This is a genomic window from Kribbella sp. NPDC050459 (assembly GCF_040655315.1).
In the GTDB taxonomy this organism is placed as follows: domain Bacteria; phylum Actinomycetota; class Actinomycetes; order Propionibacteriales; family Kribbellaceae; genus Kribbella.
This window is the reverse complement of the sequence record NZ_JBFAJQ010000002.1, coordinates 534,104-546,992: the sequence shown is the minus strand read 5'-3', so window position 1 is coordinate 546,992 and position 12,889 is coordinate 534,104. Positions and strand designations below refer to the sequence as shown.

General features: G+C 69.6%; 15 protein-coding genes. 8 read left to right on the top strand and 7 right to left on the bottom strand.

The annotated features are described in order from the left end of the window. Nucleotides 1-9: 9 nt before the first annotated feature. Nucleotides 10-594 (bottom strand): AAA family ATPase, encoded by a 585-nt coding sequence (locus AB0I12_RS08540; RefSeq protein WP_359927746.1) that lies wholly within the window; start codon nucleotides 592-594, stop codon nucleotides 10-12. 73 nt (nucleotides 595-667) lie between these two features. Between AB0I12_RS08540 and AB0I12_RS08535 the strand changes: the two genes are divergently transcribed. Both AB0I12_RS08535 and bfr read left to right on the top strand, forming a co-directional pair. Further along, the gene (locus AB0I12_RS08535; RefSeq protein WP_355477059.1) at nucleotides 668-877 is read left to right on the top strand and encodes a (2Fe-2S)-binding protein; all 210 of its coding nucleotides are present in this window, start codon (nucleotides 668-670) and stop codon (nucleotides 875-877) included. Then, on the top strand, nucleotides 864-1,352 hold the full coding sequence (gene bfr, locus AB0I12_RS08530; protein WP_359926487.1) for a bacterioferritin: 489 nt from the start codon (nucleotides 864-866) through the stop codon (nucleotides 1,350-1,352). Before AB0I12_RS08535 ends, bfr begins: the two co-directional genes overlap by 14 nt. A 1-nt stretch (nucleotide 1,353) precedes the next feature. Here the strand turns inward: bfr and AB0I12_RS08525 are convergent, their stop codons facing one another. Then, a complete protein-coding gene (locus tag AB0I12_RS08525) occupies nucleotides 1,354-1,542 on the bottom strand; it encodes a hypothetical protein (protein ID WP_359926484.1) in 189 nt (62 codons plus the stop codon). A gap of 183 nt (nucleotides 1,543-1,725) precedes the next feature. Between AB0I12_RS08525 and AB0I12_RS08520 the strand changes: the two genes are divergently transcribed. Beyond that, entirely contained in the window at nucleotides 1,726-2,100 is a 375-nt protein-coding gene (locus AB0I12_RS08520; protein WP_359926481.1) for a PH domain-containing protein, read from the top strand. Between the two features lie 119 nt (nucleotides 2,101-2,219). Then, nucleotides 2,220-2,978, top strand: a complete 759-nt coding sequence (locus tag AB0I12_RS08515; RefSeq protein ID WP_359926478.1) for a class I SAM-dependent methyltransferase — start codon at nucleotides 2,220-2,222, stop codon at nucleotides 2,976-2,978. A 42-nt stretch (nucleotides 2,979-3,020) separates the two neighbouring features. Here the strand turns inward: AB0I12_RS08515 and msrA are convergent, their stop codons facing one another. Beyond that, entirely contained in the window at nucleotides 3,021-3,665 is a 645-nt protein-coding gene (msrA, locus tag AB0I12_RS08510; RefSeq protein WP_359927743.1) for a peptide-methionine (S)-S-oxide reductase MsrA, read from the bottom strand. Between the two features lie 200 nt (nucleotides 3,666-3,865). Then, nucleotides 3,866-5,302 (bottom strand): PLP-dependent aminotransferase family protein, encoded by a 1,437-nt coding sequence (locus tag AB0I12_RS08505; protein WP_359926475.1) that lies wholly within the window; start codon nucleotides 5,300-5,302, stop codon nucleotides 3,866-3,868. Nucleotides 5,303-5,365: 63 nt separating this feature from the next. Between AB0I12_RS08505 and AB0I12_RS08500 the strand changes: the two genes are divergently transcribed. Together AB0I12_RS08500 and AB0I12_RS08495 are read left to right on the top strand one after the other, a co-directional pair. After that, nucleotides 5,366-6,025 carry a hypothetical protein gene (locus AB0I12_RS08500; RefSeq protein WP_359926472.1) on the top strand — a complete coding sequence of 220 codons (660 nt, stop codon included), beginning with the start codon at nucleotides 5,366-5,368 and terminating at the stop codon, nucleotides 6,023-6,025. 25 nt (nucleotides 6,026-6,050) lie between these two features. Beyond that, the gene (locus AB0I12_RS08495) at nucleotides 6,051-6,509 is read left to right on the top strand and encodes a YbjN domain-containing protein (RefSeq protein WP_359926470.1); all 459 of its coding nucleotides are present in this window, start codon (nucleotides 6,051-6,053) and stop codon (nucleotides 6,507-6,509) included. 79 nt (nucleotides 6,510-6,588) lie between these two features. Here AB0I12_RS08495 and AB0I12_RS08490 read toward each other — a convergent pair whose 3' ends face one another. Continuing rightward, nucleotides 6,589-8,745: an MMPL family transporter gene (locus AB0I12_RS08490; protein WP_359926467.1), complete on the bottom strand. Its 2,157-nt coding sequence runs from the start codon at nucleotides 8,743-8,745 to the stop codon at nucleotides 6,589-6,591. An 84-nt stretch (nucleotides 8,746-8,829) separates the two neighbouring features. On the opposite strand from AB0I12_RS08490, the gene AB0I12_RS08485 reads away from it, so the two are divergent. Together AB0I12_RS08485 and AB0I12_RS08480 are read left to right on the top strand one after the other, a co-directional pair. Continuing rightward, the gene (locus AB0I12_RS08485) at nucleotides 8,830-9,411 is read left to right on the top strand and encodes a helix-turn-helix domain-containing protein (protein WP_359926464.1); all 582 of its coding nucleotides are present in this window, start codon (nucleotides 8,830-8,832) and stop codon (nucleotides 9,409-9,411) included. Continuing rightward, on the top strand, nucleotides 9,408-9,710 hold the full coding sequence (locus AB0I12_RS08480; RefSeq protein ID WP_359926461.1) for a DUF1905 domain-containing protein: 303 nt from the start codon (nucleotides 9,408-9,410) through the stop codon (nucleotides 9,708-9,710). Before AB0I12_RS08485 ends, AB0I12_RS08480 begins: the two co-directional genes overlap by 4 nt. 52 nt (nucleotides 9,711-9,762) lie before the next feature. Here AB0I12_RS08480 and AB0I12_RS08475 read toward each other — a convergent pair whose 3' ends face one another. Both AB0I12_RS08475 and AB0I12_RS08470 read right to left on the bottom strand, forming a co-directional pair. Continuing rightward, nucleotides 9,763-12,123, bottom strand: coding sequence for a DUF4097 family beta strand repeat-containing protein (locus AB0I12_RS08475; protein WP_359926458.1), 2,361 nt, complete (start codon nucleotides 12,121-12,123; stop codon nucleotides 9,763-9,765). 8 nt (nucleotides 12,124-12,131) lie between these two features. Beyond that, nucleotides 12,132-12,713, bottom strand: a complete 582-nt coding sequence (locus AB0I12_RS08470; RefSeq protein ID WP_359926455.1) for a hypothetical protein — start codon at nucleotides 12,711-12,713, stop codon at nucleotides 12,132-12,134. Nucleotides 12,714-12,889: the final 176 nt, after the last annotated feature.

Below are 12,889 nucleotides of genomic sequence, written 5' to 3'. Positions count from 1 at the left end.
CCCCGGGGGCTACCGGGGCACCCGCCGGAGCTCCTCGAAGGCAGTCGGCGGAGCCTGATCCAGGCGCTCGCGGATCCGTACGGCGCATTCGGCCGGCGTGTGCCGCTCGGAGTCGACCTCCACGTCGTACCCGCCGTGCGCGTGGACGAGCGGGAACTGGAGGGCGGCGCGGCCGATCGTCCGGTTCCCGCGCTCGCGTTCCCGCCGTTCGAGCTCCGGCAACGAGCAGCGGACGCCGACGAACAGCACCGGCAACCCGTCGAACACCGTGAGGCAGTCCTCGAACCGCCAGCGCTCGCCGAGGATGTGGTCCACGATCACGTCGTTCCCGGCCGCCGCCATCCCCGCGACCGCCCGGTGGAACCCCAGCACGGTCCGCTGGAACACCGGCAGGAACTCCGCCTCGGTCCAGTCCCCGCGGGACCGGATCCGATGGAACTGGTCGATCGCCAGGTGGTACCAGGCGCCGTCCAGCGTCGCGAGCAACTCCTTCGCGATACTCGACTTCCCCGAACTCGATGTCCCGTTGAGCAACACCACCCGCCCCGCCCGCGCGGTCCATGCCCCAGGAACCAACTCATGACTCGCACTCATCGACACCGGCCCATGGTGTCTCATTCGTGGACACGATGTGTTCGAATTGAGCAGTTAGGGTAGCCTCACCTCTGTGATCGTCTGCCACTGCGAGGTCGTCAGCGACCGGGACGTCGTCGAGAGCATCGACGCCGGGGCCCGGACGCTCGCGCAGGTGTGCGGGGCAACTGGGGCGGGGCGGAACTGTGGCGGCTGCGTCTTCTCTGTGAAGCGCCTGTTGTGCCAGCATGGGAGGTCGGTCTCGGCAACTCCGTTCACGGAGGTGGCAGGTGCAACCGGTTAACCCACGCGTCGTCGAGCTCCTCAACGCGGCGCTGACCCTTGAACTGACCGTCATCAACGGGTACTTCCTGGAAGCCAGGATGCTCGACAACTGGGGCTTCGGCCGGCTCGGCAAGACGTTCTACGACCTCTCCATCGACGAGATGAAGGACGCCGACGAGCTCATCAACCGCATCCTGCTGTTCGACGGTCACCCGAACCTGCAGAAGCTCGGCGCGGTCACGGTCGGCGAGGACGCCCAGGAGATGCTCCGCCTCGGCCTCGAGGGCGAGCTGGCCTCGGTGGCCCAGTTCAACGCGTCCGCCAAGGAATGCCACGACCTCGACGACCACGGCACCGCCGCCGTCTTCGAGGAAATGGTCCGCGACGAGGAACGCCACGTCGACTGGTTCGAATCCCAACTCGACGCCATCGAACGCATCGGCGTACAGCAGTACCTCGCCCAGCAACTGGACGCCGGCAAGTCTCCCGGCTGAGCTACACACCCCGACCAGTGGCCTTCTCGAAGCGCAGGCGATCGGCAGTTCCCACGGCCAGCGTCTCGTCGACGTATTGCCGGGTCGACCGGGTGAGGAATCGGAGATCGGCGTTCTCGATCTCGCGGTACCTCGCCGGCAGTTCGGCGGTGCGGTCGGCTGCGCCACCGCCACGGATCCAGTCGGCCACAGCCGCGCCCTGGTCCCGGGTGGAGTTCCACCGCGCGCGGGTCAGCGGCCCCTACCTGCCTCGATCGTCGCCAACACCTCGGCCGGCGTTTCAGACCAAGAGCACCAGTCACTCACCACCTCGACCAGATCGAGATCGCTGTCTTGTATGGGTTCAGGTCTAGATCTGTGATTACGTGACTGCGTGATCGACTTCTCGAACGGCTCAGTTTTCAAGCTCAGCCCCGCAAGCACGAACGACCTGGCGCCACTCGTGGCGCCGCTGATCATCCCCGGGGAGCAGATCGTCGCTTGCTTCCGGGCGATGCGCGATTTCGTCGTCTTCACAGACAAACGACTGATCGCAGTGAACGTGCAGGGTATGACCGGCAAGAAGAGAGACTTCACCTCGCTGCCGTACAGCAAGATCCAGGCCTTCTCGGTTGAGACGGCGGGCACGTTCGACCTCGATGCAGAACTGGACCTTTGGTACAGCGGCCTTGGCAAGGTACGACTCGAGTTCAAGGGCGCTTCGGACATCAGGCAGCTCGGTCACATGATTGCCAGCTACGTGCTCTGATCACCAGGAGCGTTTCGTGCGTCGGTGTTGCTCTGACAGCGGCAGCCGCAGGGTTCTTGTGGAGCTACCGCGCGGGTAAATGGCAAGCGCTCGGGTGCCGAAAGTGTCAGGATGCCTGGATGGTTGCGCGGGCGTTGAGCTTCGGGTCGGTGGCAGAGGCGTACGAGCGGTTTCGGCCGGGGTATCCCGTGGACCTCTTCGAGCTGGTGAGGGCGTACGCCGGGGAGCCGATCCGGACCGCGCTGGAGATCGGGGCCGGAACGGGTAAGGCGACCCGGCTGTTCGCGCGGGCAGGGATCGCGGTCACGGCGACGGAGCCGGATGCGGCGATGCTCACGGAGTTGCGCAAGCACGTGCCGGCGAGCGTCACGACCCGGCAAGCCGCATTCGAGGATCTGCCGCTGGATTCGTCCTACGACCTGGTCTATGCGGCCGCGGCGCTGCACTGGACCAACCCCGAAGGCCGCTGGGACCGGATGGCCGCACTCGTCCGGCCCGGCGGCGTCTTCACCTCGTTCGGCGTACCGATCCAGCTGGCCGACCCGGCGCTGAGGGAGGCCGCCCGCGCGGCACGTGCGCCGTACCTGGAGGAGGACGGCGTCCCGTCGCCTGACGGCACACCGGCGGATCGCCCGATGCAGTGGCCCGGCACGGAGCTCCAGCAGTCCGAGTGGTTCACCGACGTCCGGCAGGCGACGATCGAACGCCGCCTGACGATGAGCGCCGACGACTTCATCGGACACCTCTCGACGGTGTCGGCCTACGTGATGCTCGCACCCGCCGACCGGACCGAGGTCTTCCGCCGAACCGCCCAGGTCCTCCCCGCCACCGTCGAAGTCGACGCCGAAATCACCGCCCACCTCGCCCGCCGCCGCTAACACCCGAGGACCCCACCGCCCTGGTGAGGCCCTCGAACGCTCTCAGCTCTCAGCCGGGAACGGCGCGCCGGTGTTGCTGTGGCAGCGGTAGCCGTTCGGGTTCTTGTGGAGGTACTGCTGGTGGTAGCCCTCCGCGTAGTAGAAGGTCTGCGCGGGGGCGATTTCGGTGGTGATGTCGCCGTAGCCGAGGGGCTTGATGACCGGGGCGTAGAGGTCGCGGGTGCGCTCGGCCTCGGCGCGCTGGGCGTCGGTGGTGTAGTAGATCGCCGAGCGGTACTGCGAACCGAGGTCGTTGCCCTGCCGCATGCCCTGTGTCGGGTCGTGGGTCTCCCAGAACACCTTCAGCAGGTCGGTGAAGGTGGTCTTGGTGGGGTCGTAGACCACCCGGACCGCCTCCGCCTGGCCGGTGCGGCCGGTGCAGACCTCTTCGTACGTCGGGTTCGGGGTGTAACCGCCCGCGTACCCGACGGCGGTGGTGTAGACGCCCGGCTGCTGCCAGAAGATCTCCTCGGTGCCCCAGAAGCATCCGGTGCCGAACCAGACCTCCTCGAACCCCTCGGGCGCGGCGGCGGTCTGCGGCGTGTGCAGGACGATGTTCTCGTCCGGTACGGCGAAGCCCGGGGTGGGTCGGCCCGGCAGCGCGGCCTCCGGCTCGACCATGGCGGTGTTGCGGGTGAAGAACGACATTCTCACGCCTCTCGCAGAGTGACTCTCATAGTCTCCCAACGCCCACGGTAAGGCGAACCTTCCCCGCGCCCCTTACGGCACGATGACGTGCCGGGGCGGACCTGCATCACTCATCAACCGGTGTCGGAGAGCGTCCGGGCACCGAAGCTGAGCGTGTCGCGGCGCCCGGGCGGGAGGTTGGTGAGTGATGGGCGTCCGCCTCAGGCGATCATCACCCCGGTCCGGCGGGCCGGGGCGGTGGTCAGCGAGTCGTACGACGCGGCCAGCCGGCGTACGCCCTCCCGCAGGGCGTCCTCGTCCAGCGTGAACGGGAGGCGGATGAAGGATTCGAGGCCGCCGTCGGGGGAGAAGCGGGATCCGGCCACCAGCAGGGCGCCGTTGCGCTGGGCGACGCCGACCAGGCTCGACCCGACCGGCTCGGGCAGCTCGCACCACAGCGACAACCCGCCGCCGGGCAGACGGAACTTCCAGGACGGCAGCTCGGCGGAGACCGCGGCGGCCAGCGCGTCCCGCCGCCGCGCCAGCGTGACCCGGCGCTCCGGCAACAGCGTCGAGCGGCGCCGCAGGAGGTCGGCGACGACCAGTTGCTCCAGCACCGGTGCGCCGAGGTCCATCGACGCGCGCGCGTCCAGCACCCGCGCGACCAGCGCCTCCGGCACCCGCATCCACCCGATCCGCAGCCCGCCCCAGAACGACTTGCTCACCGAGCCGACCGTGATCACGCCGTCCGGGTCGTACGACGCGAACGGCGGTGGCATCTCCTGCCCGTCCAGCGACAGCTCGAACAACGTCTCGTCCACGATCGCCGTCGTCCGCGACCGGGCGAACGCGCGCGCCAGCCGCTGCCGGTCCGCGGCCGGCATCAGGAAACCGGTCGGATTCTGGAAGTCGACGACCATCCACGCCGCCCGCGGCGCCGTCTGCCGAATGGTTGCCTCCAGCAAGGGCAGGTCCCAGCCGCCCGGCGACGTCGGTACGGCGACCACGCGGCAGCCGCTGCGCCGGATCGCGTCCACCGAGTTCGGGTGCGTCGGGCTCTCGGTCAGGACCCGGTCGCCGATCTGGGTGATCGCCCGCACTGCGATCGACGTCGCGGCGAGCGCGCCGGCGGTGACGACGATCTGGTCCGCGGTCGTCGGCAGCCCGCGTTCGCAGTACGCCGCCGCGATCTCGGCCCGTAGTACCGGCAGGCCCTGCGGGTGGTACCCCGGTGTGGCCAGGTGGAGCGGCAACTCACGAGCCGCGGACTCCACCGCCGTACTGATCCCGGGCACGGCGGCCGGTGCTGCGCAGGTGAAGTCGACCAGCCCGTCGGTGTCGATCCCCGGCGCGTGGTGCCGCCCGAGCTCCGGCTCGACCTTCGACGGCAGCGCGGTCACGCTGCCTGAACCGCGCCGACTGGTCAGGTAGCCGCTGTCCCGGAGCTCCCGATAAGCAGACGCGACCGTCGTCCGGCTGACGCCCAGCGACTCGGTCAGTTCACGCTCGCTCGGCAGCCGCGACCCGGGCATGATCCGCCCGTCGGCGATCAGCAGCCGCAGCCGCTCGGACAGGACCCGGTATGCCGGACCGGTCCCGTCGGCCCACTCGCCGAGCAGGCCGGTCAACGTGCTGGCGGGGAGATAACGCGCTTGCATGCAGTCCACTATCGCGCAATTGGCTATCGAACACCAGGCCACTTACTCCGGACACTGGACATCGTGACCGCCACCTCCGATGCCCCGCCGCGCCAGCTCGCGCCCATCAACCCGATCCAGCAGTTGAAGGCAGGCCACCTCCCGCGCCGCCTCGTGCAGCTGTACGTCGGCCTGGCCCTGTACGGCGCCTCGATGGGCCTGATGATCCAGGGCAACCTCGGACTGGACCCGTGGGACGTGTTCCACTCCGGCATCACCAAGCACGTCTCGCTCAGCTTCGGGACCGTGGTGATCGCGATCAGCTTCGTCGTCCTGCTCGCGTGGATCCCGCTGCGGCAGTGGCCCGGCCTCGGCACGATCAGCAACGCGATCGTGATCGGCCTGGTGACCGACCTGACCCTTGCCACGGTCGACCGCCCGGACGCGCTCTGGCTGCGGATCGTGTTCATGCTCTCCGGCGTCGTCCTCAACGCCCTGGCCGGCGCGCTCTACATCGGCGCCCAGTTCGGCCCGGGCCCGCGCGACGGCCTGATGACCGGCCTGGTACGCCGTACCGGTCTGAGCGTCCGACTGGTCCGGACCACGCTCGAGCTGACCGTCCTCGCGACCGGCTTCCTGCTCGGCGGCTCGATCGGCGTCGGCACCGTCGTCTACGCCCTCTCGATCGGCCCGCTCGTCCACGTCCTGCTGCCGATCTTCACCGTCCGCCTGAAGCACGAGTAGACCCCGGCGACCGTAGCCTGTGCTGGTGCCGACCGACCCGTCAGTGAGTCCCTTCGACCTGCCGGACTCCAGCCAGGTGGTCCCCGATCAGGAGCTGATCAAGCAGCTCCTGGACGAGATGGAGATCAAGCACCTCGTCGACGAGGAAGGCGATCTCGCGGCGCCGTGGGAGAACTTCCGGATGTACTTCATGTTCGGCGGTGAGGGCAACCTGCCCACCCTGGCGGTGCGGACCTTCTACGACCGGCCCTACGGTCTCGACGACAAGCCGCGGCTGCTGGAGACCGTCGACGACTGGAACCGGATCACGTTGTGGCCCAAGGTCCACACCCACACGAGCGACGACGGCACGGTCCGGATCGTCGGCGAGAGCCAGATGTTCATCTGCGACGGCCTGGTCTTCGGCAACTTCGTCTCGACGATGGTGAGCTGGATCAAGGCCGCGGCCGAGTTCGACCGCTGGCTGGTCGAGCAACTCGGCTGAAACGCAACGGGTCCCGGACCATCCGTGGTCCGGGACCCGTTCTCGCAGGACCCCTCAGCCTGCGGGCTCTCCTTAGGCGCTAGCCGACCGGCTCCAGGTCACGCTCCTGCGTCACCGACCGGATCTTCAGGCGGCGCGGCCACCAGGCGCGGGTGCCGAGCAGGGCGATCACGCTCGGGACCAGGAAGCTCGACATCACGAACGCCGAGATCACGATGCCGGCTGCGACCGAGAAGCCCATCTCGGTGAGCAGCGCCATACCGGCCAGCATCAGCGACGAGAACGTGCCGGCCAGGATCAGCCCTGCCGCCGCAACCGACGGGCCGCCGTGCTCGATCGCGCGGTCGGCCGCGGTCCGTGGATCCGTCCCGCGCTCGGCCTCCTCACGCAGCCGGGCGATCATCAGGATGTTGTAGTCGGTGCCGATGGCAACGACGAACAGGTACAGCATGATCGGCAGCGAGAACGTCACGCCCGCGTGGCCGGCCGCGCCCTGGAACACGAACACGGTCGCGCCGATCGAGCTGAAGAAGCTCAGCACCACCGCGAGCATCAGGATCAGCGGTGCGATCAGCGACCGCAGCAGCAGCGCGAGGATGACCGCGATCAGCCCGCCCGCGACCGGGAAGATCACCGAGAGGTCCCGGCTGTTGGCGTCCCGGATGTCGGTGTACCCGGCGGTCACGCCGCCGAGCAGCGTGGTCGTGCCGGCCGGCGCCTCGGCGTGCGCGGTGTCCCGCAGCGGGCCGTCGACCAGGTCCAGCGACTTGTTCGCGTACGGCGCGCCGTCGAGCACGACGTTGATCTGGGCAACGGTCTTGTCCTTGCTCAGCAGGGCCGGGCTGCCGTCCGCGGCGGCCGGAAGGACCCCGCCGACACCGTCGACCTTCGCGAGCTTCCCGGCGTACGCCGTGAGCGCGGCCGGGTCGAGCGGCTTGCCGTCGGTGCTGCGCACGTACACCGTGGTCGGGTTCAGCGCGCCGGCCGGGAACCCCGCCTGCAGGTCCTTGATCGCGCGCGCCGACTCGGTGCCGTCCGGCAGCTGGCTGAACGCGTCGTAGTCGACCTTCATGCCGAGCGAGCCGAGCGCGAGCACGACCATCACGCCGCCCGAGATCGCCGCGACCACCGCCGGGCGGCGCGCTGTGAAGGTGCCGAGCCGCTTGAACATCGCGCCCTTCGGGGTCTTCTGCCACGACTTCGACGGCCAGAACACCTTCGGGCCGAGCAGCGAGACCACCGCCGGGACCAGCGTGATCGCCGCGAGGGCCATCACTGCGACCGCGATCGCGAGCCCCGGGCCGAGGCTCTTGAACCCGCCGAACACCGCGAGCAGCAGCGCGCTGAACGCGACCACGATCGCGCCCGCCGCCGACACGATCACCTCGGCGACCCGGGCGACCGCGTTCACCAGCGCTTCCTTCGGCTGCTCGCCGGCCCGGAGACGCTCCCGGAAACGGAACAGCAAGAACAGGATGTAGTCGGTGCCGACGCCGTACAGCACGACGGTCAGGATCGTCTGCAGATCCTGGGTGACCTGCAGGCCGGTCGCCTTCGCGACCAGCGCGATCAGGCCGGGCGCGATCGCGGCCACCAGGCCGACCGTGAGGATCGGCAGGAACGCGGCGACCGGGCTGCGGTAGATCACCAGCAGCAGGCCGATGATCAGCACGACGGTCGCGATCCCGACCACGATGAAGGCGTTCTCGAACGCGTCCTGGTTGTCGAGCATCAGCGCCGCGTCGCCGGTCACGCCGTACTCGAGGTCCGCACCGGTGAGCGCGGACCCGGTCACGTCCCGGATCTTCTGGACGGCGTCGAGCACCGCCTGCTCGTCCGGTGCGCCCTTGAGGCCGATGCTGACGATCTGCACCTGCTTGTTGGGCGAGACCGCCTGCGGGCCGGTGACCGCCGCGGTCACCCGATCGATCTTGGCGGCGCTGATCTTGGCCGCGAGCTCGGTGACCTTGGCCTGGTCGGCCGCGGTCAGCTCGCCGCCGGCGCCGCGCTTGACGACGATGCTGGCGGTCGCGTCGTTGGTCTGGCCGAACGTGTCGGCGGCCAGCTTCTGCGCCTGCACCGACTCGTACTTGTCAGGCAGCAGCGCCGCCTGGTCCTTGGTGGTGACGTCCGCGAGCGTCGGCGCGAACGCGATCACGGCCACCGCCGCGACCACCCACGCGGCGATCACCTTCCACGGGTTGTGGACGACGAAGCGTCCGAGTCTGGTGAACACCCCGAGAACCTTTCTGTCTACCTGCCGGTCGGTAGGTAGACTACCTGCCGGTCGGTAGGCAAGTGAAGGTGAGAAGGTGGTGACGTGCAGCACGCGACGAGTTCCCGCGACACCAAAGCGGCGATCCACCGCGCCGCGGTCGACCTGTTCTCGAGCCAGGGGTACGACAAGACCAGCCTGCGGGAGATCGCCGAGCAGGTCGGCATCACCAAGGCGTCGTTGTACTACCACTACTCGTCGAAACAGGAGCTCCTGCGCGCGATCGTCGGGACGTTCCTCGACGACGTGTTCGCGGTCCTGCGGAAGGTCGAGGATCTCCCGTGGTCACCGGAGAACGAGCGCGAGCTGCTCGCGGCGTACGTCGACGTGGTCATCGCGCACCGCTCGACCGGGCCGACGCTGATGCGCGACATCGCCGCCGTGCTCGCCGCTTTCGGCGACGACCTGGACATCCTGATCGCGCAGTCCCGGCGCTTCCAGCTCTGGCTCGCCGGCCCCGATCCGACGCCCGCCGACCGGTTGCGGGCCGCCGCCGCGGTCGAAACCATCGGCGCCGCGATGTCGGCCGAGCTCGACCTGGGCGTCTCGGACGCCGAGATCCGGGCCATCCTCCTGGACGCCGCCTCCGCCATCCTGGCCCGCCGCGGCGCCCCGGTCACCGAATGACGGCGCCGGACTATCGGTTCACGGCACCGCTGTGGCAGTACCCGGGCGAGGGCAGCTGGTACTTCATCACCGTTCCCGAGGAGATCAGCGACGACATCGCGGCGCTCACCGCGGGCCGGCGGAAGGGCTTCGGGTCGGTGCGGGTCACTGTGACGGTTGGTGGCAGCACGTGGCAGACGTCGGTGTTCCCGAGCAAGACCGGCGCCTACGTCCTCCCCGTCAAGAAGCCGGTCCGCACCGCGGAGAACCTCACCGAAGGCACTCCAGTAGAAACGCAGCTGACGCTGACCGACTTCTGACAACCCCTGTGGTCCGCGGCAGTGTCCGTGTCATGTCCGTAGCATGTCCGTGTCACCGTTCCGAGGCCGGGCCGCGGGCCGTAGGGGACTGCCGGCCCGGCATCTGGTGATCCGGTCTGGCGCCCTGGCCGGACTGGCTCGACTGGCCCGACTGGTGCAGCGGTGCGGTGGACGCACGCGGCGGCGCGCTGGCGCGACCGGTCATCGACGTCGCGTCGGCGTTCAGGTTCTGCGCGACCCCTTCGCTCGAGGTGCTGATGGTCGCGTTGCCGGATATCGACTCGGCGCGGACGATCCGGGGCCCGTTCTCGGCCCGATCGACCACATGGATCCGGGCATTGCCGGACATGGAGCCGGCGCGCGCCGACCCGCCGGCGAACTGGTCGACCGAAACGTTCCCGCTCTGTGTCTTCGCCCGCACATCGCCTTCTGCGCGGCCGACCCGCACGTCCCCGCTCTGTGACCTGGCATCGACCTTCTGCGCCCGGTCGACGGATACGTCTCCGGACTGGGTCTCAGCGGCGACGTTCTGGGCGGTGTCCACCCGCACATCGCCGGACTGGCTTTGTGCCTCGACGATGTCGAGGCCACTCGCCTCGATGTCGGCGCTCTGGGTCAGCGCGCTCAGATCACTCCCGGGCGGCACGACGGCGGTCACCTCGATCGGCGACGGGGCCGGGGTCGCGGAGCCGTCGCCATTGATCTGCACCCCGTTGACCTGGATCGAACCGCTGTATCCGGAGATCTGGATACCGTTCCCGGTGGTGATCACGCTGCCGTTCGAAGAGCCGGCAACCTTCGCGGACAGTATGCCGTCGGGGCTCTGCCCGAGCGTCGCGCGCTGCACCGCCTCGGCCGAAGGCCCCTCGGTGTCGGCCGTCGAGATCTCCAGCCTCGCTTGCGTGCAGTTCGGATCGACCCTGACCGAGACCTTGCCGGCAGATCGCATCAGCTCGGCATCGATGGTGACGGGCCCGGGTGTGTCTGCCACGAGTTCCCGGCGGGTCGACGGCGTTCTCCTCGGCGCCTCCCCTGCTGCGGGCTCTTGCGGTCCCTGCGCGGGCAGTTGCTGGTCGGTGCCGGGTTGCTGGGGGGCGACGGCTGGTGCTGGGGTGCTTGCCGGGTCCTGCGTGCCGGCTGCGGGTGCGTCCAGTTCGCCGGTCGGCCGCAGGCCTCCTTGTGCCTCGGCGGATTTGGCGGACTCGCCCTGGGTTTCGGACGAGACGGTCCAGTCCTCGGCGGGGTTCCGCGCTTCCGCGCCGTCGACCTCCGGGCCGGCCTGAGGCGTCCGCGGCTCTGCGCCTTCACCGACCTGCGGCCCGTGGTCGCCCCCGACCTCGGCCTCACCCGTCGCCCGCGGCTCAGCGGGCTCGCCGACCTCGGCTTCACCTGTGGTGCGGGGCTCGCCGATCTCGGCTTCACCTGTCGCGCGGGGCTCGGCGGTCTCGCCGGTCTCGGCTTCGCCTGTGGTGCGGGGCTCGCCGGTCTCCGCTTCGCCTGTCGCGCGGGGCTCGCCGACCTCGGGTCCGCCTTCGGCGCGCTCGCCTGGTTCCTGGCCGGTGCCCGGCTCGAGCTGATTGACGCCTTCCCGCTGCTGATCCCGACCGGGCTCCAGGGCAGGGCTCGTGCCGGCGTTCTCCTGCTGGAGTTGCTGGACGCGCGCCTCGAGCAGTTGACGCATCTCGGCCTGGAGGCGGTTGTTCTCCTCCATCAGCGTGAGCATCTGCTGCTGGCTCTCGAGAATCGACTGTTGCAGCGCCGCGATCCGCTGGGCCACCTGCTCGGACTGCTGAGGCGTCTGCCGGACCGCGTCCCGGGATTGGATGCCCTGCCGTCCGGCGCCGTTCTGCTGCCCCGGCACCCCTTGGAAGCGGCCCTCCGGCCGGAACACCTCGTCCATCCGGCTCGAGGCCAGCGCCGCGAGGTCCGCGCTGTTCAGCGTCGATCGGCCGATGGCCCGCAGCACGGACGGATCGGTCCGTTTGATGTCCTTGGCCGCCTGCGTCAGGGCAGCCTTGAGCGCCTTCGTCCCCCGACGTTCGTTCCGCCCCCAGCGTGAGTACCGGCGGGCGATCCTGCGGACCGGATTCCTGGTCCTGGACACGCGCGGTTGTCTGGGGGCGGGGCCCGCCTCCTGCAGCCGGTCACTCGCCCGCTGGCCGAGCCGCTCCGAGACACCGGCATACCGGTCCGGGCGCATTTGTGCGTCGACGTGGAGGCTCGCCAGTTGCTGCAGGTCGGACTGCGTCATGTTGGCGCGGCCGATCCGCTCGCGGACCGCCGGGTCCATCCGCATCACGTCGCGGGCCGCCTGCGCGTACGCCGCCTTCAGCGTCTTGCGACCCCGCGACGTGGCGCGCCAACGGGAGTACCTGGCGCGAACGCCGGTGCCTTCCTGCGAGGGCTCACTCATCGGGTCTCCTAGTCGATGTACACGGCGTAGTTGACGCCGACTGAGGTCGTCAGCGGGTCCTTGCTGGGCTTCGTGCTGTACAGGTGGATCTGGGCGCCCGGGCGCAGCCAAACGGCCAGGTGCCGGCGGCCGGTCCCGGCGCCGGGCTCCCACTCGTCCGCGAACGTCGGGCTGCTCTCGTCGCCGACGTAGTCGGGCTGTCCCCAGTGCTTGGTGGCGAGCGCGAGGTGGTCCGGCCAGTGCGTGTCCAGCCCGAACTCGGCGGCGGCGATGTCGTCCGGACCGATCTCGTACGCCGACCAGCCGCTGTCGGGGCAGTCGGGGAACGCCAGCCCGTCGAACACGATCATGGTGGTGCCGCGGCGGGTGGTGAATCCCCAGGAGACCATGTCGGCGCCGATCACCTCACCGGCCTGCAGCGGCCACGGCTCCCAGGCGGTCTCGCCCATCACCCGGTGCACCAGGGCGCGCACGACCTCCGGCCCGGCCTCGTCGCCGTCCGGACCCGCGATCACGGTCCAGTCCGGAATCTCGGCGAGATCCGCCATCGCCAGGTCGTCCTGGTCGAGCGGCCTGTCCTGCGTCTTCATCCGGCCCCGACGTCCTTCCTGCCCGGTTCGCTGACCGCAACCCTCTGTAGAACTTCTGTGCGCAACCGTAGGCGGCCCAATGGGTCATTCGCCAGCCGGTACGACGCAGCTGTGGACAACTCGGATCCACCCGATCGGCCCGCTCCCGGACGGCGTGCGGGAGCCCAGCAGACCAG

What these genes read in the sequence shown, in the direction of transcription:
- AB0I12_RS08540 (WP_359927746.1), bottom strand. Translation starts at nt 594, where the DNA reads ATGAGTGCGAGTCATGAGTTGGTTCCTGGGGCATGGACCGCGCGGGCG.
- AB0I12_RS08515 (WP_359926478.1), top strand. Translation starts at nt 2,220, where the DNA reads ATGGTTGCGCGGGCGTTGAGCTTCGGGTCGGTGGCAGAGGCGTACGAG.
- msrA (WP_359927743.1), bottom strand. Translation starts at nt 3,665, where the DNA reads ATGTCGTTCTTCACCCGCAACACCGCCATGGTCGAGCCGGAGGCCGCG.
- AB0I12_RS08505 (WP_359926475.1), bottom strand. Translation starts at nt 5,302, where the DNA reads ATGCAAGCGCGTTATCTCCCCGCCAGCACGTTGACCGGCCTGCTCGGC.
- AB0I12_RS08480 (WP_359926461.1), top strand. Translation starts at nt 9,408, where the DNA reads ATGACGGCGCCGGACTATCGGTTCACGGCACCGCTGTGGCAGTACCCG.
- AB0I12_RS08475 (WP_359926458.1), bottom strand. Translation starts at nt 12,123, where the DNA reads ATGAGTGAGCCCTCGCAGGAAGGCACCGGCGTTCGCGCCAGGTACTCC.
- AB0I12_RS08470 (WP_359926455.1), bottom strand. Translation starts at nt 12,713, where the DNA reads ATGAAGACGCAGGACAGGCCGCTCGACCAGGACGACCTGGCGATGGCG.